Consider the following 17864-nt stretch of genomic DNA (forward strand, 5'->3'; position numbering starts at 1 on the left):
GCAAAAGTGGACGCCACTTTTGCGGTTCGGACACGCGACGACACAAAAAACGTCATCGGGAGAACCAAGATGAAGACGTCAAGACTATTGGGGAGCGCTGCACTCGCCTCTCTGCTGCTGGCCTTGCCGGCGCTGGCTCAGGACGCGGCCGCGCCGGCCACCGAAGTGGTCGAAGAGGCCGTCGCCAGCATCGATAGCGGCGATACCGCCTGGATGCTCGTTTCAACCCTGTTGGTCATCCTGATGACCATTCCGGGCGTGGCGCTGTTTTACGGCGGGCTGGTGCGCTCCAAAAACATCCTGTCGGTGGCCACCCAAGTGTTTGGGGCCTTTGTCATGATCGCCCTGCTCTGGGTGGCCTATGGCTATTCGCTGGCCTTTTCCGGCCCCGCCGATGGCGGTATTTCGGCCTTTATCGGCGATTTCTCCAATCTCTTCCTCGCCAATGTCACGCCCGATGCGGTGTCGGGCAGCATTCCCGAGCTGGTCTTCGTGGTGTTCCAGCTGACCTTCGCCTGCATCACCGCCGCGCTGGTGGTGGGCGGCATTGCCGAGCGCATGAAATTCGGCGCCGTGCTGGCGTTTCTGGCGATCTGGTTCTCGCTGTCCTATCTGCCGATCGCCCATATGGTGTGGTCGGGGGCCGGGCTGTTCTTCAATATGGGGGCGCTCGATTTTGCCGGCGGCACCGTGGTGCATATCAATTCTGGTGTCGCCGCACTGGTCGCCGCCATCGTGCTGGGGCCGCGTCTGGGCTATATGAAAGAGCCGATTGCGCCGCATAATCTGGTGTTCACCTATATCGGAGCCTGCCTGCTCTGGGTCGGCTGGTTCGGCTTCAATGCCGGCTCGGCCCTCGGCGCCAATGGTCTGGCCGCACAGGCCTTCCTCAACACCATCACCGCGCCGGCTGCTGCCGGCATCGCCTGGGCACTGGGCGAAAAAATCACCCGCGGCCATGCCTCCTCGCTGGGCTTTGTCTCGGGTGCGGTGGCCGGGCTGGTCGCCATCACCCCCGCAGCCGGCTTTGCCGGAACGCTGGGCGCCATCGTCCTGGGCGCGGTGGCCGGCTTTGTCTGTCTCTGGGCCGTGGTCACGCTCAAGCCCTGGCTGCGCTATGACGACAGCCTCGACGTCTTCGGCATCCATGGCATTGGCGGCATTGTCGGCGCCCTCGGCACCGCCATCGTCGCCGCGCCGGCCCTGGGCGGCTTCGGCGCCGAGGGTTACTCCATCAGCGGGCAGTTGGTGATCCAGGGCCTGGCCGTGCTGGTGGCCGTGCTGTGGTCGGCCGTCGTGGCCTTTGTCGCCATGCTGGTGGTCAAGGCGCTGTTCGGCGGCGTCCGCGTCGCCGAATCGAGCGAAGTGGATGGCCTCGACATTTCGAGCCATGGCGAGCGCGCATACAACTGAGGCGTATCGCAAGAGTGGTGCACCAACACCATCAGTCGACCTTCCCTCCCCTCAAGGGGGAGGGGCTTTCGCTTCGCGTGTGCGGCACGATCGCGCCCAAGAGTGGAGCGATACCTCCCCCTTGAAGGGGGAGGCTAGGAGGGGGTGGTGCCCCAGGCGCCACACCCCCCCAAAACTTATCCATCTTATCCCCGCCCCCAAAACCTCGCGCATACTCCTCCCATCTTCCGGGATACAGGCGGCGCTGCAGCGACCGGTGTCCGGATTGACGGTCGGGAGGGTGGAGGTCGCGCTCCGCCCTGGGCTGTGCGGATGGGGCATTCGGGCATGAGGCTACGGTTTCATGCTGGGGCTTGCGGTCTGCCTTCCGAGAAAAACCCGACGCCCCGAGGCGACGATCACCTCACTATTTTACTATCCATCGGGGCGGTTGCCGCCTCGGGGCTCCGCCTGTTCTGGTCGAAACCGCGCCTGGCGGCGCTTGTGCACGCGCCTGCCGCCCTCACAAATTCCCATGGTTAGCCTTGGGTTAACCCGCTCGGCTTAGATTGGCAGCAATTAGTGGGCCCGGTTTGTTCCGGGCAGTATTGAGTTCGCCCATGTCCAGCTCCCCCTCGCCAGTGCTCGATGAAATCCGCTCCGTGCCGCAGCGTTCGCGCGGCAGCGCCAAGGCTGTGCCGATGCCGCCGCCCGCGCTGGCCATTCGCATTCCGGTGCGCTTGGCCGGCTTCGTGCTGCTCGGGCTGGTGGCGGTGTGCCTCGTGGCGCTGGCCTCCTGGTCGGTCGACGATCCGAGTTTTTCCTATGCCACCGCCAAGTCGCCGGCCAATTGGCTGGGCTTTCCCGGCGCGGTGATCGCCGATTCGCTGTTCCAGGTGCTGGGACTGGCCGCTTTGCTGCTACTGGTGCCGCCGGCCTTGTGGGGCTGGGCCTTTGCCCGCCGCCGCATGCCGACCCATCTCGGCATGCGCCTCACTGGCTGGGTTGCCGCGACGATACTGGGCGCGGGGGTATTGTCCTTTGTCGCCATGCCGGCCAGCTGGCCGCTGCCCACCGGGCTGGGCGGGTTGATCGGCAATGGCTTCACCATGCTGGCCACTTTGGTGGCCGGCGAAGCGCCGCAGGCGGTCACCGCCGTGCTGTTCGCCATCATCATCGCCATTCCGGCCATGGCCGCCTTCTGGATCGCCATGGGTCTGGGCAGCGCCGTGCCGACAGGTCCGAAAAAGCCGCTGGCCGCTGGCCGCAAGGGCGCTGCCGCCGCGCCGGAGGCCGATGAGCCCGAGACCAATCCGCTGGTCGATATCGTGCTCGGCGCGCTGGTCCATACCGGCTATTCGCTGCGCACCGCCTTCCGCCGCGCCCGCGAAAGCCATGCCGAACGCCGCGCTGCCGAAGCCGCGACCTGGCGCGACGATGAAGTCGAGCCGAGCATGGATGGCCAGGCCCCTGTCGTCGAACGCCGCGAGCCGTCGCTGACGCCGCGCCGCATCCACGCCCCGGTCGAGCCGGCCTTCGACGCCGCGCCCGCCATTTCGCCGCGCATCAATGCCCGCCCAAGCTATGACGATACCGAACTCGACTACCCTGAAGAGGTCGAGGACGACATTCCCTTCGTGCCCGACCTGCCGGTAAGCACGCCGACCAGCCATCAGCAGCGCGGCGATTCGCGTTTCCATCCGGTTGATCCGGCCAAGCCCCGCGTCGTTGCCGCGCCGGCGCCGCGCCCGGCTCCCGGCCAGCGCATGCTGCGCGAGGCGCAAAGCTCGTTCCTCGATGAGCCCGGTGGGTTCGAGCTGCCGCCGCTGAGCCTGCTCGCCACGCCGCACCATAATGGTCCGGCGCCCGAGCATGCGCCGGAGCGGCTGGAAGAAATGGCCCGCCAGCTTGAAGGCGTGCTGGAAGATTTCGGCGTCAAGGGCGACATCATCAATGTCCGCCCCGGCCCGGTGGTCACCCTGTTTGAACTCGAGCCGGCCCCCGGCATCAAGTCGAGCCGCGTGATTTCGCTGGCCGACGATATCGCCCGCTCGATGAGCGCGATTTCCGCCCGCGTCGCCGTGGTGCCGGGGCGCAATGCCATCGGTATCGAACTGCCCAACCAGAATCGCGAAACCGTCTATTTCCGCGAAATGCTGGCCAGCTCCGATTTCGAGAAGATGAAGGGCAAGCTCCCCATCTGCCTCGGCAAGACCATTGGCGGCGAGCCGGTGATCGCTGACCTCGCCCGCATGCCCCACTTGCTGATCGCCGGCACCACCGGCTCGGGCAAGTCGGTGGGTATCAACACCTTCATTCTGTCGCTGCTCTACCAGATGACGCCCGAGCAGTGCCGCATGATCATGATCGACCCGAAAATGCTGGAACTCAGCATTTACGACGGCATTCCCCATCTGCTGACCCCGGTGGTCACCGATCCGCAAAAGGCGGTGGTGGCGCTGAAATGGGCCGTGCGCGAGATGGAAGATCGCTATCGCAAGATGAGCAAGATCGGTGTGCGTAACATCGACGGCTTCAACCAGCGCGTCACCGAATCCAAAGCCAAGGGCGAAGTCATCACCCGCACGGTGCAGACCGGCTTTGACCGCGAAACCGGCGAGGCGATCTTTGAGAGCGAAGAATTCGATCTCGAGCCCTTGCCCTATATCGTGGTCATCGTCGACGAAATGGCCGATCTGATGATGGTGGCCGGCAAGGACATCGAAGGCGCCATCCAGCGCCTCGCCCAGATGGCCCGTGCCGCCGGCATCCATATCATCACCGCCACCCAGCGCCCGTCGGTCGACGTCATCACCGGCACCATCAAGGCCAACTTCCCCACCCGCATCTCCTTCATGGTGACGTCCAAGATCGACTCGCGCACCATTCTGGGCGAGCAGGGCGCCGAGCAGCTGCTGGGCAATGGCGACATGCTCTACATGGCCAGCGGTGGCCGCACCAAGCGCCTGCACGGCCCCTTCGTCTCGGACGCCGAAGTCGAAGCCGTGGTGGCCCATCTCAAGAGCCAGGGCTCGCCCGACTATCTCGATTCCATCACCGAGGAAGACGGTGAAGGTGGCGAGTTCGGCGGCGAAGGCGCGGCGGGCGGTGACGATTATGCCGGCTCGGGCGACGAGCTCTACGACAAGGCCGTCCATATCGTGCTCACCGACAAGAAGGCCTCCACCTCCTATGTGCAGCGCCGTCTGGCCATCGGCTACAACAAGGCGGCAACGCTGATCGAACGCATGGAACGCGAGGGGGTGATCTCCCAGGCCAACCATGCCGGCAAGCGCGAGATTCTGGTGGGGTCGGACCCCTATTAACAGTCGGCGCTACTGACGCAGACGTGACAGCATGCGGCAACGGGCGGAACCACCTGTTGCCGTAATTGCTTTCTAGGTTAGCCTTACCGTGATTGTCAGCCAGGGACCTCTATTCATGATTCGCCGCGATGCCTTGCTGCTTGGCCTGTCCGCCGCCTTTGCCCTCACCGTGCCGGCCTGGGCGCTCGACCGGGCGCTGACGCCCGAGGAACAGCAACTCATCGCCAATATCGGCGCGCATAATTCGGCCATCCGCACCATGGTCGGTCGCTTCCTGCAGATCGACACCAATGGCGGGCGCACCGAGGGCACGTTCTTTCTCGAACGCCCCAACAAGATCGCCTTCCGCTACGCGCCGCCCAGCCGCGAGGAAATCGTCTCCGTCGGCAAGGGCTTTTACGTGCTCAACCGGCGCGACGAGACCTATTACGCCTATCCGCAGGATTCGATCCCGCTGCGCCAGTTCCTCGGCGACAAGATCGACCTGCTCAATGCCAATGTGATCGGCGTCACCAATTCCGATGGCTATCTGTCGATCACGGTGATCGACGAAACCGTGGCCGGCACGGTGCAGGTGTCGCTGATTTTCGACACCGATTCGCTGGAGCTGGTGCAGTGGAGCCTGGTCGAGCCAAGCGGAGCCGAACTGACCTTCTCGCTCTATGACGTGGAAAAGGACGTGGAAATTCCACGCGCCTTCTTCTCCATCCCGGCGACCTACAAGCCGCTCGAGCAATAGGGCGGTTTCGCCCTAGCCCCAGATCAGCAGCGCGATCATGCCGGCGGCGCCGACGATAATGCGCCACCAGGCAAATGGGGTGAAACCGTATTTGCTGACGAAATCGAGCAGGTAGCGCACCACCAGTGCCCCCACCACGAAGGCGGCGGCAAAGCCGATGCCGACGCTGAGCGCCAGATCGGGATCGATCAGCTCGCGGCTTTTATAGAGATCATAGCCAAAGGCGCCGATCATGATCGGCAGGGCGATGAAGAAGGTGAATTCGGCCGCCGCGCGCTTGCTGGCGCCAAACAGCATGGCCCCGACCACAGTGGCGCCCGAGCGCGACACACCCGGCACCAGGCTGAGCATCTGGAACAGCCCGATGATCAGCGCCAGATGCCAGGGGAACTGGTAAATATCGTCATATTTGGTTTCGAGCTTCAATCGGTCGACCAGCAACAGGATAATGCCGCCGACCAAAAGCGTGCTGCAGATCAGCCAGGCCGAGTTCCACAGATCGCCCTGAATGAAGTCGCGCAGCAGCACCCCGACCACCACCGCCGGCAGGCAGGCGAGAATCACCGCCAGCGCGAATTGCCAGGCATAGGGCTTGCCGGTCAGCGCATCGGCGATCAGCCGGCCCAGTTTGGCGAAATAGACGGTGATAACTGCCAGGATCGCGCCGAGCTGAATCAGCACGATAAAGGTCGCCGGTTGGCTCAATCCGAAGAAATGACCAGCCAATAGCAGGTGCCCGGTGGAGCTGACGGGCAGGAATTCGGTAAGCCCTTCGAGGATTCCCAGGATCAGCGGCACAAAAAGACCTTGATCGACGTTCATCTGATCCCCTAACTCGTTTCCAGGGCCGCAGTGGCCGATCCTCTTAGCTCTGTTCGCACTATGCGCCAAGGCGGGGAACGGCAAACGGGCCGGTTGTAACCAGAGCGTGTAAATGCCGAGCCTTATCCACCATCCCCTCGACCCGTCCTCGCGCCTCATCCGCCTGATGTGCGCCGAATATGGCGTGCCGCTGGACATGGAAGAGATCAAGCCCTGGCTGCGCGACGAGCAATTGCTGGAAATCAATCCGGCCGCCACCCTGCCGATCCTGATCGGCGAAGGCGACCAGCCCATCGTCGGCATTCTGGCCACCATCCACACTGTGGAAGACCTCTATACGCCCAGCGCCGTGGCCGGGCTGATCCCGGCTGATCCGGGGCCGCGCGCCGAGATGTGGCGGATGATCGAATGGGTTATCGTCAAGCTCAACGAGGAAGTGACGCGCTACGTGCTCGAGGAAAAGATCGTCAAGCGCGACCAGCGCGGGGCGACGCCCGATCCGGCCGTGCTGCGCGTGGCTAAGGCCAATCTCAATGAGCATATGCTGTATTTCAACTGGCTGTTCGCCACCCGCGCCTGGCTGACCGGCGATACCATGACGCTGGCCGATTTCGCGCTGGCGGCGCATTTGTCGACGCTGGACTACCTCGGCGATATCGACTGGGACAAGGCCGGGGAAACCCGCGACTGGTATTCCCGCATTAAATCCCGGCCGGCCTTCCGCACCCTGCTCAATGACCGCGTCGTCGCCATGCCGCCGCAAAAGGGCTATGCCGATCTCGACTTTTGAACGCCAGATTTATCCACGCCACGCCAAAATGCAGTAGCTTGAGCATCGTGGCCCAAAATACCGAAAAACTCGTCGCCGAACTGCGGGCCCGCGCCATGGCGCTGGGCTTTGAAAGTTTTGGCATTGCCCCGGCCGATGCACGCCCCGACCTGCCGGAAAAACTGAACGCCGCACTGGCGGCCGGCTGGCATGGCGACATGGCGTGGATGGAAGAGACGGCGGAGCGCCGGGCCAGCCCACGAAACATGTGGCCCGAGGCGAAGTCGGTGATCCTGCTCGGTCTCAATTACGGCCCCGAAAGCGATCCACTGGCCATTCTGGGCGAAAAATCGCTTGGCACCATTTCGGTCTATGCCCGCAATCGCGACTATCATGAGATCATCAAAGGCAAGCTCAAGGAATTGGCAGGGCTGCTGGCGCGGCGCTCCGGCGCCGAGGTCAAAGTCTTCGTCGATACTGCGCCGCTGATGGAAAAGCCGCTGGCCGAGGCGGCAGGGCTGGGCTGGCAGGGCAAGCATTCGGTGCTGGTCAGCCGCGATTTCGGTTCCTGGCTGTTTCTGGGGGCCATCCTCACCTCGGCGGAGCTGCCCGCAGACAAGCCGCATGCCGAAAGCTGCGGCTCATGTACCCGCTGCCTCGATATCTGCCCCACCAAGGCCTTCCCCGCGCCGTTCCAGCTCGATGCGCGGCGGTGTCTGGCCTATCTGTCGGTGGAGCATAAGGGCCAGATCCCCTTGGAGTTCCGGGTGCCGATGGGCAATCGCATCTATGGCTGCGATGATTGCCTGGCGGTCTGCCCATGGAACAAATTTGCCTCGGTGAGCCGGGAAGCGCGGCTGCGGGCGCGCGAGGAACTGGAGCGGCCGCGGCTGGCCGATCTGGCGCAATTGGATGATGCCGGGTTCCGCGTGCTGTTTGCCGGCTCGCCGATCAAGCGCATTGGCCATGGCCGATTTTTGCGCAACGTCTTGATCGCCATCGGCAATTCAGGCGATGTGGCATTGAGCAAACTGGCCGAAGCGCGGCTGGAGCATGATGATCCGCTGGTGCGTGGGGCGGCGATCTGGGCGCTGCGGCGGCTGGTGCCGGCGCGGGCCGAGGCGCTGCGACCAAGCCAACTGGCGCGGGAAAGCGACAGCGCGGTAGCGGCGGAGTGGGACGGGGATATCGGATGAAGTGTTTTGTATTTGGGTTGGGCTATTCGTCACAAGCGGCAGTGGATGCGCTGCGCCAGATAGACCCCAGCGTCACTGTCGACGGCACCGTGCGCAGCGCCGACAAGGCGAGCATGCTGGGCCAGCAGGGCATCGGTACCTATCTGTTCGACGGCACTGCGCCGGGCGTCACACTCGGCCCAGCATTGCGCCGCGCCAGCCATGTGATCCTCTCCATCGCCCCCGACGAAGCGGGTGACCCGGCATTGCTGCAGCACCGGGCCGATCTCGATGCCGCACCGGACCTCGAATGGCTCTGCTATTATTCCACCGTCGGGGTCTATGGCGATTTCGGCGGCGCCTGGATCGACGAGTCAGCGCCGCTGGTGCCGCGCAATGCCCGCAGCGACCGCCGGGTGCTGGCTGAGCAGGCGTGGCGCGATTATGCCCAGGCGCGGGGCGTGAAACTGACGATTTTGCGGCTGGCCGGGATTTACGGACCGGGCCGCTCGACCTTCGACAAGCTGCGCGATGGCACCTCGCGGCCCATCGCCAAGCCCGGCCAGGTGTTCAACCGCATCCATGTTGCCGATATCGGTCGGGTGACGGCGCTGGCCGCGGCCGCGCGGCTCGATGGCACGTTCAATCTGGCCGATGACGAGCCGGCGCCGCCGCAGCAGGTGATCGCCCATGCCGCTGATGTGCTGGGCGTGCCCCAGCCACCGGTGCTGGATTATGCCACGGCCGAACTGACACCGATGCAGCGCAGCTTTTATGCCGACAACAAGCGCGTCTCCAATGCCGCCATCAAGCAGGCGCTGGGGATCGAGCTGCTCTATCCCGATTATCGCGCCGGACTGGGCGCCATCCTCAAGGAGACGCGGCCATGACCGCCCCGCAACCGGCCAAATCCGCGCCGCCGCACTCTACCCTTGAAGGCCGTTACGCCCGGCTCGAACCCCTCGGGTCCCAGCATGCTGCCGGGCTCTATGCCGCTTCGATCGGCGCGGGGGTGCCCGAGCGCTATCGCTGGCTCTATGGCGAAGCGCCGCAAAGTGTCGAAGAGGTCGGCGCCTGGATCGATGAGACCAATGCCGGACCCGACCGCTATGTCGCGGTGATCGACAAGGCTACGGGCAAGACTTTGGGTCGGCAGGGCTGGATGCGGATTTTCCCCGAGCACGCCTCCATCGAAATCGGCGGCGTCTATTGGGGGCCGGCCATGGCCAGGACGCGTCTCGCCACCGAGGCACTGTATCTGTTCGCCCGCCACGCCTTCGATGATCTGGGTTATCGGCGTTTCGAGTGGAAATGCAATGCCCGCAACGAAGCCTCCAAAGCGGCGGCGCTGCGGTTTGGTTTTCAATTCGAGGGCGTGTTTCGGCAGGACCGCATCGTCAAGGGCGAGAGCCGCGACACTGCCTGGTTCTCCATCATCGATGGCGAATGGCCGGCGCTGCAGGCCGAATATGAACGCTGGCTGAGCCCGGACAATTTCGGGGTGGATGGCGTGCAGCGCACCAAGCTGGTGCTGCGCGACTAAGCCTCCACCAGCCGCAGCACCGCGTCCTGCATCCGTTCCAGATCTTCATCGCGGCTCAGCCGGTGGTCCCCGTCGGGGATCAGCGTCAACGTCACCGGGTCGTGCAGCATGTGGGTGACGAGGCGAATGGCGTGGGCCTGGGGCACGTCGGGATCTTGCCCGCCTTGCAGAATCGTCACCGGGCAGCCGGTTTCGATGACGCCGCCAAACAGCAGATGGTTGGCGCCATCCTCGATCAGCGCCCGGGTTATGCGGTAAGGCGTGTCGGAATAGGCGCTGGGCTGGTCGACATAGCCGTTATTCTGCAGCGATTCGTGCTCGGCCGGGGTGAAGTCGGGCAGCATCAGCTCATGGGTCATGTCGGGCGCCGGGGCGATCAACACCACGCCATGCGCCTTGCTGCCACGCGCCAGCAGCGCCCTTGCCAGCAGCAGCGCCAGCCAGCCGCCCATCGAGGAGCCGACGATGATCTGCGGGCCGCTGGTGGTGGCCAGCACCGCCTCGGCTTCTTCGAGCCAGCGACTGATGGTGCCGTGGTTGAAGTCGCCGCCGGAGATGCCGTGGCCGGAATAATCGAAGCGGGTGACGGCAAGGCCGTGTTGGGCCCCGAGCGCGTCGAGCGCCAGCGCTTTGCTGCCAGCCATGTCGGAGCGAAAGCCGCCCAGCCAGAACAGGCCCGGTCCGCGCCCGTCGCGCTGCTCGACGGCAATGTCGCGCGCGGCGGCGCCGGTGCCGACGGGGATGCGGAAGCTGCGGATCTGTGCTATAGACATGGGGAAGATTTCCCTCTCACGGAAATGAATCGTTAGCCGTGCCGATCGGGCGTGGCAATCGCGGCGTTTGCGTGGCGCAACAGGCCAGAAATTCTGGTAGTTTGCCAGTTGACTTATCGCCCGCGTAACACGATTTTATGCCCGAAATCACCCGCTTGGCTTAATAACACAAGGATCGTTTGCCATTCGTCGTCCCATGAGACAAGTCGCGCCCCAGAAAGATGGGCCGCCTGCCAATGAAGATATCACCAGCGCCGATGTCCAGCTCATCGATGCTGAAGGTGAGAATCGCGGGATCGTCAATACCCGCGCCGCTCTTGCTGAGGCTCAGGAGCAGGGGCTCGACCTCGTCCTGATTTCGCCCAACGCCGTCCCGCCGGTTGCCAAGATGCTCGATCTCGGCCGCTACAAATATGCGGCGCAGAAAAAAGCGGCAGAGACCCGCAAGAAGCAGAAGGTAATCGAGGTCAAGGAAGTCCAGTTGCGCCCCAATGTCGGCACGCACGACTACGAGACCAAGATGAAGGCTGTAGAGCGCTTCCTTGACGAGGGCGACCGCGTCAAGGTCACCATGCGTTTCCGCGGCCGCGAAATGGCGCACCAGGAACTGGGCATGCAATTGCTCGTCAAGGTGAAGGAACAGATGGACGCCATCGCCAAGGTGGAAAGCCAGCCACGTTCCGAAGGCCGTCAGATGGTCATGGTGCTGGCGCCCAAATAAGGGCGGCAGCAGCAGGATGAATTGAAAAGGGCAGGTCCGGTCGGGCCTGCCCTTTTTGTTGGGGATTGGCCCGAATATCGGGGCTCTCCGCCACCCCCTCCTAGCCTCCCCCGTCAAGGGGGAGGTATCAGATCGAGTTGGGGCAGCGATCGGGTCACAACCACAAAGCCGACACCTCCCCCATGATGGGGGAGGTTGGGAGGGGGTGGAGCAACGGGCGCGGAGCTAAGCCCTAGAGCGCCGCTGCGACCGCGTCGCTGCGTGGAATGGCCGGCTGCGCGCCGGGGTTGAGACACGCCAGGCTCGCGGCGACCGCAGCGCGCTTCATGGCGGCTTCGAGGTCGAGCCCGGCGTCGAGCCCGGCGGCGAGATAGCCGCAAAACGTGTCGCCGGCCCCCACGGTGTCGACCGGCTTGACTGGCAGGGCCGGCACCGAGATGGTCTGGCCTGCGGCCGTGACGGCGCGGGCGCCATCGCCGCCCAGAGTGACGATGACGGTCTGGCTGTGCTGGCGGGCCCAATCCGCCATGGCCTTGTCGAGTTCGCTGATGTCGCTGCCGGTCAGCAGGGCAAATTCGGTTTCATTGGCGATCAGGATCGCGGCCTGCGGCGCCAGTGCGGCGGTGCTGTCGAGGAAAGGCGCGGTGTTGAGGATGGAGGTGATGCCCTGGGCGCGCGCCAGCTCCAGCGCCCGCGCAGTGGCGGCCTGCGGGATTTCCTGCTGCACCAGCAACACTCCGCCGCTCTGCCCGACCAGCGCCGCATCGGCGTCTTCGGGCGTCACCTGGCCATTGGCGCCGGGCAGCACGGCGATGACGTTTTCGCCCTTGGTGTCGACAAAGATCATGGCAATGCCGGTGGGGCCGTCGACGACGCGCACCGCGCTGAGATTCACCCCATCGGCCTTGAGCAGTTCCAGCGCCAGACCGGCAAAGGCATCATCGCCCACGGCCGACACATGGCGCACTTCGGCTCCGGCGCGGCGGGCGGCCAGCGCCTGATTGGCGCCCTTGCCCCCGGCCGCCATGGAGAAGGTGCCGCCGGCGACGGTTTCGCCCGGCTTGGGCAAACGGCTGACGGTGCCGACCTGATCGAGATTGGTCGAGCCGAAAACGGTGATCATGCAGGAGCCTCCCAGACGCTTTATGCGGCGGCTTTTACCACGGTATTGAAATTGCGCGAGGTCCAGAGGCGCTTGTTGCCAAAATGCTTCCAGATCTGCTCCATGCCCGCGCCGAAACGGCCATTGGGCATACGGAACGCCAGGATGAACACTTCGTCGTTGGTGAGCTGCACCACCTCGTAGTCGCCCGCTATGGCATTGGGCATGGGCAGGGTTTTGGCGGATTTGTCGGCGAGGAAGGTGACGTAGAGCTTGGTGTCGTGATCTTCCTTGCGGCCCTTGAACGGGTCAGCGGCCAGCAGCGCGCGGATCTCGTCCTGGGTGCGCAACACCGTGCCGATAGGGAAGCCGAAGCTTGCGGCGAGGGCGTCCTCGATCGCCTTCTGGCCGACGGCTGCGGGCGCAGCATCGAACAGCACATTGCCGCTGGCCAGGATGGTTTTGACATTGGCAAAGCCCATCGCCTCGAAAGCGGCTTTGAGATCGGCGCTCTTGACCTGGCGCTGGCCCAGATTGACCCCGCGCAGCAAAGCCAGGTGGCGGATCATTTCGCCGGGCCCTGCGGATAGATGGTTTCGCCACGCGCCAGCATCTCGACAAAGGCCGCAATCTTTTTGGCGCGGCCAGCGGGCGTCTTGAGGCTGTGGACGCGAAAGGTCAGGGCGAAGCGGTTTTGGGCGCTGAGCGTATCATAGCGTGCCTTGGCCGCAGGATTGGCGGTGATGGCAGCGAGCAGGTCGACCGGCGCCTCCATGGTGGTGGCATAGGCGGCGTCCCAGCGCCCGTCGGCTTTGGCGGCATCGACATGGCGCAGGCCATGCGCGGTCATTTTGCCCTCTTGCACCAGCCGGGCGACATTGTCGCGATTGACCTGGCTCCACAGGCTCTTGGGCTTGCGTGTGGTATAGCGCTGGACGAAGGAAATCTCGTCCCAGCCCTTGCGGATGGCGTCGATCCAGCCCCAGCAAAGCACTACGTCGATGGCTTCCACCGCCGTGATGCTCTGGTGGCCGCTGGCCTTTTTGAAGATGCGGATCCACACCTCGTCGGCGCTGTCGTGATGGGAGGCGAGCCAGTCGTAAAACGCCGCCTTGCTGGTGAATTCCCTGATTTTGGCCGGGTCGACGACGACCGGGGCCATTCAGTCCACCGCCACGCCGGCCGTGGCGAGGATGGATTCGAGCTTCGGGTCGAGCAGCTCGCTGGCGGGCAGATGAATGCCGAAAATATTGGTCAGCACCTCGCGCAGTTCGGCGACGCTGGTCAGGTGGCGGGTTTCCGAGGGCTGGCCCAGCACATGGGTGGTCAACCGGTTATCTCTGAGCGCCAGCCGCTTGCCGGGCGGGGTCAGGGCGACGCGCAGTTCCTTGCGGAAGCCCGATTCGGGATCGGTGGAGAGAAAAATATTGGACGCGGCGTAATCGGCGGACTGCCGCTCGGCGGTGTCGAATTGGTAGAGCGCGCGCCATTCATCGCCCAGCTTGGCTTCGAGCCGCCACTCGGGATCGCCGCCGGTGAGGCGGAAGGCCTCGTGCGGGGTGGCCTGCTCGACATCAGCCTTGAGCCGCAGCGGACCAGTCAGCGTCATGCCGCCAAAGCCGACATCGGCAATATAGGTGACGCCGCTGATGTCGACGGCCAGCAGCATATGGGTCGCTGGTCTGTCGGTGGCATCGGGGTCGTTCCACAGCACCCGCGCCGCCAGTCCGCGCACAGTGAAGTCGAGTTCGCGCAGCACCGCCTGCAGCAGGAGATTGTGCTCGTAGCAATAGCCGCCGCGCCGGTCGGTCAGCAGCTTCTTGACGATGGCAGCCAGATCGAGATTGACCGGCAGGCCGAGCAGGGGATTGAAATTTTCAAAGGCGATGGCTGCGGGGTGCAGCGCGTGGATCGCCTCAAGTGTCGCCAAGGTCGGGGCGATGGAGCCGGCAAAGCCGATTCGGTCGAAATAGGCTTTGAGATTGACCTTTTGGCTCATGAGCCACCCCTGCCGCTGTTTTCGTTCGGCGTGCAATATGGTCGATGCGTGGGGCGCTGTCACCGGCACCGAATGCAATTTCGTCGCGCCGGGGGGCTGGACGCGCCAAATATCGGCTCGCTGAAAGTGTCAGGCCTGCGCCTTGCGCACCCGGATCACCACGTCGACATGGCTCACCACCATGCCCTTGGGGGCGTCGGGCAGGGCCAGGAACTGGACCGAGGCGGCAGGAATATCGATCATCCGCTGCTCATCTTCCACGAAGAAGTGATGATGATCGGAAGTATCGGTATCGAAATAGGAGCGCGAGGCATCCACGGCGACTTCGCGCAACAGTCCGGCTTCATGGAACTGATGCAGCGTATTATAGATTGTCGCCAGCGAGACATTGACCCGGGCGTCGGAAGCTTCGCCATGCAACTGCTCGGCGCTGACGTGACGATGCGGGCCGCCAAACAGCAGTTCGGCAAGCGCCACGCGCTGACGGGTCGGGCGAAGACCGGCCATGCGCAGGACCGCCGTGAGGCAGGGCTTGCGCGATGGATGCGACCGGACGGTCTGGGAGCGATCTGTCATGGGGTCCTTGGAAACGAAAAAGGGCCGGGAATTGCTGGCTTCCTTATAGCCACGGCAGGGTATTCATACAAGTCGCAGGGGCGCGGCGGGCCTCTGGCGGCGCGATCTGGCGAACCGGGGCTGACTTGACCCCCCTTGCGCGCGTCTATACGAGACAAAACAACAGGGTTAACCGGGGTAACAAGCATGGCCGAGCGGCAGAATGCATTTGGGTATGAAGAGCTGCTGGCCCATGGTCGTGGCGAATTGCCCGGTCAGGGCGACGCCCGTCTTCCCGCCCCGCCCATGCTGATGTTCGACCGCATCACCCAGATCGATGAAACCGGCGGCGCCTTTGGCCGTGGCCAGGTGCGGGCCGAACTCGATGTAAACCCCGATCTGTGGTTCTTCAAATGCCACTTCATCGGCGACCCGGTGATGCCAGGCTGCCTCGGGCTCGACGCGGTGTGGCAGATGACCGGCTTTTTCCTGAGCTGGATCGGCCAGCCCGGCAAGGGGCGCGCTTTGGGTGGCGAGATCAAGTTTACCGGCCAGGTGACGGACGACGTCAAGCTGGTGGAATATGGCATCGACCTCAAGCGGGTCATGAAGTCCCGCCTGACGCTGGGCATTGCCGACGGCTGGGTCAAGGCTGACGGCAAGATCATCTATGAAGCCAAGGATTTGCGCGTCGGGCTGTTTACCGATGCCCAGCTGCATGACCAGAAGGCCAGTGCCTGACCGGCCTTAATGCCGGACCTTTTCCGACCATAATGCGGCGCCGGCCCTAAAGTGCGCCCATACAAGAGCATAAGCGAGGACACGATGAGACGAGTTGTCGTCACCGGCATGGGTATCATTTCCTCGATCGGCAATTCGCTCGACGAGGTCACGGCCAGCCTGCGCGCCGCCAAGCCCGGCATTGTTGCCGCGCCGGACTATGCCGAGCTGGGTTTCCGCAGCCAGGTCAAGGGCGATCCCGGCCTCGACCCGTTTGAAATCCTCGACCGCCGCGTCACCCGCTTCATGGGCAAGGGCGCGGCGTGGAACTATCTGGCAATGCAGCAGGCGATTGCCGATGCGGGGCTGGAAGAGAGCGACATCTCTAACCCGATGACCGGCATCGTCATGGGTTCGGGCGGCGCCTCCACCCGCACCATCGTCGAAGCCGCCGACATCACCCGCAAAAATCTCAGCCCCAAGCGCATCGGGCCGCTGGCCGTGCCCAAGGCGATGGGGTCCACGGCCTCGGCGACTTTGGCCACGCCCTTCGGCATCAAGGGCATCAATTACACCATCACCGCCGCCTGCGCGACGTCCAAGCATTGCATCGGCAATGCCATGGAACAGATCATGATGGGCAAGCAGGACATCGTCTTCGCCGGTGGTCACGAAGACCTCGACTGGACCCTGAGCGATTTGTTCGACGCCATGGGCGCGATGAGCTCGCGCTATAACGACACGCCTGCCGTGGCCTCGCGTTGCTACGACGCCAATCGCGACGGCTTTGTCATTTCCGGCGGCGCCGGGGTGCTGGTGCTGGAAGAATATGAGCACGCCAAGGCGCGCGGCGCCAAGATCTGGGCCGAGCTGATCGGCTATGGCGCTACCTCGGACGGGCTCGACATGGTCGCTCCCTCGGGTGAAGGCGCCGAGCGCTGCATGCGCATGGCGCTCAAGAACGTCAAGCAGAAGGTCGACTATATCAACCCGCACGCCACTTCCACGCCGGTCGGTGACCTGCGTGAAATCGAGGCGATCCGCGCGCTGTTCGGCAATGAAGACAACTGCCCGCCGATCTCGGCCACCAAGTCGCTGACCGGCCACAGCCAGGGCGCCACCGGCGTGCATGAATCGATCTATTCCATTTTGATGATGAAGCACCGCTTCATCGCCGAAAGCGCCAATATCGAAACGTTGGACCCAGCCTTCGAAGACATGAACATCCTGCGCCAGCGCCGCGACAATGTGGATCTGGGCGTGGTGCTGAGCAACTCCTTCGGCTTCGGCGGCACCAACGCCGCGCTGGTGTTCAAGCACCCTGACGCCTAATGCCGAATTGGCGCGGGTGACGATCCTATCCGCGATGTCATCCCGGCCTTGAGCCGGGACCCATCCTGAGATGCTGGTCGTGACACGGTGGGTGGCGGAGCGACCTTGCGGCTGTTGGGCGATCTCGAGATGAGCCCCGGCTCAAGGCCGGAGTGACGTCGAGGGTGTGGGTGCGACGGCGCAAGCCAGCAGCCCCTAATACGAAAACTCCGAAAACCGGCCGCCCTTGCTGTCATAGGTCAGCAGGCGCCCGATCAGTGGCTCGCCGATGCCGGTGAGCAGCTTGATGGCTTCCATGGCCATCAGCGTGCCGATAACGCCCGTCAGCGGCCCCAGAATGCCGGTGGCTTCGCAACTGGGCAGGTCGGCATCGTCGGCTTCGGCAGGATAGATATCGTCGAAGCGCGGGCCGCCCGGCGCGAAGATGGTGACCTGGCCGTCAAACATCGAGACAGCGCCGGAAACCAGCGGTAGCCCCAGGGCCTCGGCGGCAGCGGCCGTGATACGGCGGGTGGCGAGATTGTCAGTGCCGTCCAGCACCAGCGCATAATCGGCGAAAATGGCCGGGGCATTGTCAGGCGTCAGCCTAAGGCTGTGCGGCACGATCTGCACATGCGGATTGAGCGCGGCAGCAAATTCCGCGGCGCTCGCCACCTTGGCTTTGCCGATGCTGGCAGTGGTGTGCAGCACCTGCCGCTGCAGATTGGACAGCGAGACCTCGTCATCGTCGATAATGCCTATGGTGCCGATGCCGGAAGCCGCCAGATAGGCGATGACCGGACTGCCCAGCCCGCCGGCGCCGACCACCAGCACCCGCGCCGCCTTCAGCGCCTGCTGCCCGGCCCCGCCCATGCCCTTGAGCACCAGATGGCGCGAATAGCGCCGCGTCTCTTCGG

The 17864-nt window shown here is 64.1% G+C and carries 18 protein-coding genes; 10 read left to right on the plus strand and 8 right to left on the minus strand.

Annotated elements, in window-relative coordinates; translation table 11 throughout:
• The first annotated feature begins 69 nt into the window (after positions 1-69).
• The 3 genes from ACX3OW_RS03265 (at position 70) to ACX3OW_RS03275 (ending at position 5457) form a co-directional block, all read left to right on the plus strand.
• Complete coding sequence (locus tag ACX3OW_RS03265; RefSeq protein ID WP_459094304.1) at positions 70-1413, plus strand: ammonium transporter; 1344 nt, start codon at positions 70-72, stop codon at positions 1411-1413.
• 680 nt (positions 1414-2093) lie between these two features.
• Positions 2094-4718, plus strand: a complete 2625-nt coding sequence (locus ACX3OW_RS03270) for an FtsK/SpoIIIE family DNA translocase (RefSeq protein ID WP_459094791.1) — start codon at positions 2094-2096, stop codon at positions 4716-4718.
• A 115-nt stretch (positions 4719-4833) separates the two neighbouring features.
• Complete coding sequence (locus ACX3OW_RS03275; protein WP_459094305.1) at positions 4834-5457, plus strand: LolA family protein; 624 nt, start codon at positions 4834-4836, stop codon at positions 5455-5457.
• Positions 5458-5469: 12 nt separating this feature from the next.
• Here ACX3OW_RS03275 and ACX3OW_RS03280 read toward each other — a convergent pair whose 3' ends face one another.
• Entirely contained in the window at positions 5470-6279 is an 810-nt protein-coding gene (locus ACX3OW_RS03280; protein ID WP_459094306.1) for an undecaprenyl-diphosphate phosphatase, read from the minus strand.
• Positions 6280-6391: 112 nt separating this feature from the next.
• Here ACX3OW_RS03280 and ACX3OW_RS03285 point away from each other — a divergent pair, with 112 nt between their 5' ends.
• From ACX3OW_RS03285 to ACX3OW_RS03300, 4 genes are all read left to right on the plus strand, one after another.
• The gene (locus tag ACX3OW_RS03285; RefSeq protein WP_459094307.1) at positions 6392-7069 is read left to right on the plus strand and encodes a glutathione S-transferase family protein; all 678 of its coding nucleotides are present in this window, start codon (positions 6392-6394) and stop codon (positions 7067-7069) included.
• A gap of 95 nt (positions 7070-7164) precedes the next feature.
• Positions 7165-8244 (plus strand): tRNA epoxyqueuosine(34) reductase QueG, encoded by a 1080-nt coding sequence (gene queG / locus ACX3OW_RS03290; protein WP_459094792.1) that lies wholly within the window; start codon positions 7165-7167, stop codon positions 8242-8244.
• Positions 8241-9113, plus strand: coding sequence for an SDR family oxidoreductase (locus ACX3OW_RS03295; RefSeq protein ID WP_459094308.1), 873 nt, complete (start codon positions 8241-8243; stop codon positions 9111-9113). The genes queG and ACX3OW_RS03295 overlap by 4 nt, the downstream gene beginning before the upstream one ends.
• Positions 9110-9766, plus strand: a complete 657-nt coding sequence (locus ACX3OW_RS03300) for a GNAT family N-acetyltransferase (RefSeq protein ID WP_459094309.1) — start codon at positions 9110-9112, stop codon at positions 9764-9766. Before ACX3OW_RS03295 ends, ACX3OW_RS03300 begins: the two co-directional genes overlap by 4 nt.
• On the opposite strand, the gene ACX3OW_RS03305 is transcribed toward ACX3OW_RS03300, so the two are convergent.
• Complete coding sequence (locus tag ACX3OW_RS03305; protein ID WP_459094310.1) at positions 9763-10539, minus strand: alpha/beta hydrolase; 777 nt, start codon at positions 10537-10539, stop codon at positions 9763-9765. The two genes, ACX3OW_RS03300 and ACX3OW_RS03305, sit on opposite strands and share 4 nt — an antisense overlap.
• 184 nt (positions 10540-10723) lie before the next feature.
• Between ACX3OW_RS03305 and infC the strand changes: the two genes are divergently transcribed.
• Entirely contained in the window at positions 10724-11260 is a 537-nt protein-coding gene (gene infC / locus ACX3OW_RS03310) for a translation initiation factor IF-3 (RefSeq protein WP_459094793.1), read from the plus strand.
• Positions 11261-11492: 232 nt separating this feature from the next.
• Here the strand turns inward: infC and ACX3OW_RS03315 are convergent, their stop codons facing one another.
• From ACX3OW_RS03315 to irrA, 5 genes are all read right to left on the minus strand, one after another.
• The gene (locus ACX3OW_RS03315) at positions 11493-12383 is read right to left on the minus strand and encodes a ribokinase (protein ID WP_459094311.1); all 891 of its coding nucleotides are present in this window, start codon (positions 12381-12383) and stop codon (positions 11493-11495) included.
• 20 nt (positions 12384-12403) lie between these two features.
• Positions 12404-12931, minus strand: coding sequence for a DUF1697 domain-containing protein (locus ACX3OW_RS03320; protein ID WP_459094312.1), 528 nt, complete (start codon positions 12929-12931; stop codon positions 12404-12406).
• Positions 12928-13524 carry a YdeI/OmpD-associated family protein gene (locus tag ACX3OW_RS03325; protein ID WP_459094313.1) on the minus strand — a complete coding sequence of 199 codons (597 nt, stop codon included), beginning with the start codon at positions 13522-13524 and terminating at the stop codon, positions 12928-12930. The genes ACX3OW_RS03320 and ACX3OW_RS03325 overlap by 4 nt, the downstream gene beginning before the upstream one ends.
• Positions 13525-14361, minus strand: a complete 837-nt coding sequence (locus ACX3OW_RS03330; RefSeq protein WP_459094314.1) for an arylamine N-acetyltransferase family protein — start codon at positions 14359-14361, stop codon at positions 13525-13527.
• A gap of 129 nt (positions 14362-14490) precedes the next feature.
• Complete coding sequence (gene irrA, locus ACX3OW_RS03335) at positions 14491-14937, minus strand: iron response transcriptional regulator IrrA (protein WP_459094315.1); 447 nt, start codon at positions 14935-14937, stop codon at positions 14491-14493.
• A gap of 186 nt (positions 14938-15123) precedes the next feature.
• Between irrA and fabA the strand changes: the two genes are divergently transcribed.
• Together fabA and fabB are read left to right on the plus strand one after the other, a co-directional pair.
• Positions 15124-15657: a 3-hydroxyacyl-[acyl-carrier-protein] dehydratase FabA gene (gene fabA, locus ACX3OW_RS03340; RefSeq protein WP_459094316.1), complete on the plus strand. Its 534-nt coding sequence runs from the start codon at positions 15124-15126 to the stop codon at positions 15655-15657.
• An 84-nt stretch (positions 15658-15741) separates the two neighbouring features.
• Positions 15742-16968: a beta-ketoacyl-ACP synthase I gene (gene fabB, locus ACX3OW_RS03345; RefSeq protein ID WP_459094317.1), complete on the plus strand. Its 1227-nt coding sequence runs from the start codon at positions 15742-15744 to the stop codon at positions 16966-16968.
• 195 nt (positions 16969-17163) lie between these two features.
• Here the strand turns inward: fabB and ACX3OW_RS03350 are convergent, their stop codons facing one another.
• Positions 17164-17820, minus strand: coding sequence for a HesA/MoeB/ThiF family protein (locus ACX3OW_RS03350; protein WP_459094794.1), 657 nt, complete (start codon positions 17818-17820; stop codon positions 17164-17166).
• Between the last annotated feature and the right edge of the window lie 44 nt (positions 17821-17864).

The sequence above is a fragment of the Devosia sp. A449 genome, assembly GCF_054489375.1.

Excerpts from the sequence above, each read along its gene's own strand:
- irrA (WP_459094315.1), bottom strand. The coding sequence starts at position 14,937 with ATGACAGATCGCTCCCAGACCGTCCGGTCGCATCCATCGCGCAAGCCC.
- ACX3OW_RS03350 (WP_459094794.1), bottom strand. The coding sequence starts at position 17,820 with ATGGGCGGGGCCGGGCAGCAGGCGCTGAAGGCGGCGCGGGTGCTGGTG.
- ACX3OW_RS03305 (WP_459094310.1), bottom strand. The coding sequence starts at position 10,539 with ATGTCTATAGCACAGATCCGCAGCTTCCGCATCCCCGTCGGCACCGGC.
- ACX3OW_RS03315 (WP_459094311.1), bottom strand. The coding sequence starts at position 12,383 with ATGATCACCGTTTTCGGCTCGACCAATCTCGATCAGGTCGGCACCGTC.
- ACX3OW_RS03285 (WP_459094307.1), top strand. The coding sequence starts at position 6,392 with ATGCCGAGCCTTATCCACCATCCCCTCGACCCGTCCTCGCGCCTCATC.
- ACX3OW_RS03300 (WP_459094309.1), top strand. The coding sequence starts at position 9,110 with ATGACCGCCCCGCAACCGGCCAAATCCGCGCCGCCGCACTCTACCCTT.
- ACX3OW_RS03280 (WP_459094306.1), bottom strand. The coding sequence starts at position 6,279 with ATGAACGTCGATCAAGGTCTTTTTGTGCCGCTGATCCTGGGAATCCTC.
- ACX3OW_RS03275 (WP_459094305.1), top strand. The coding sequence starts at position 4,834 with ATGATTCGCCGCGATGCCTTGCTGCTTGGCCTGTCCGCCGCCTTTGCC.
- fabA (WP_459094316.1), top strand. The coding sequence starts at position 15,124 with ATGGCCGAGCGGCAGAATGCATTTGGGTATGAAGAGCTGCTGGCCCAT.
- ACX3OW_RS03330 (WP_459094314.1), bottom strand. The coding sequence starts at position 14,361 with ATGAGCCAAAAGGTCAATCTCAAAGCCTATTTCGACCGAATCGGCTTT.
- ACX3OW_RS03320 (WP_459094312.1), bottom strand. The coding sequence starts at position 12,931 with ATGATCCGCCACCTGGCTTTGCTGCGCGGGGTCAATCTGGGCCAGCGC.
- ACX3OW_RS03325 (WP_459094313.1), bottom strand. The coding sequence starts at position 13,524 with ATGGCCCCGGTCGTCGTCGACCCGGCCAAAATCAGGGAATTCACCAGC.
- ACX3OW_RS03270 (WP_459094791.1), top strand. The coding sequence starts at position 2,094 with ATGCCGCCGCCCGCGCTGGCCATTCGCATTCCGGTGCGCTTGGCCGGC.
- ACX3OW_RS03265 (WP_459094304.1), top strand. The coding sequence starts at position 70 with ATGAAGACGTCAAGACTATTGGGGAGCGCTGCACTCGCCTCTCTGCTG.
- ACX3OW_RS03295 (WP_459094308.1), top strand. The coding sequence starts at position 8,241 with ATGAAGTGTTTTGTATTTGGGTTGGGCTATTCGTCACAAGCGGCAGTG.
- fabB (WP_459094317.1), top strand. The coding sequence starts at position 15,742 with ATGAGACGAGTTGTCGTCACCGGCATGGGTATCATTTCCTCGATCGGC.
- queG (WP_459094792.1), top strand. The coding sequence starts at position 7,165 with ATGGCGCTGGGCTTTGAAAGTTTTGGCATTGCCCCGGCCGATGCACGC.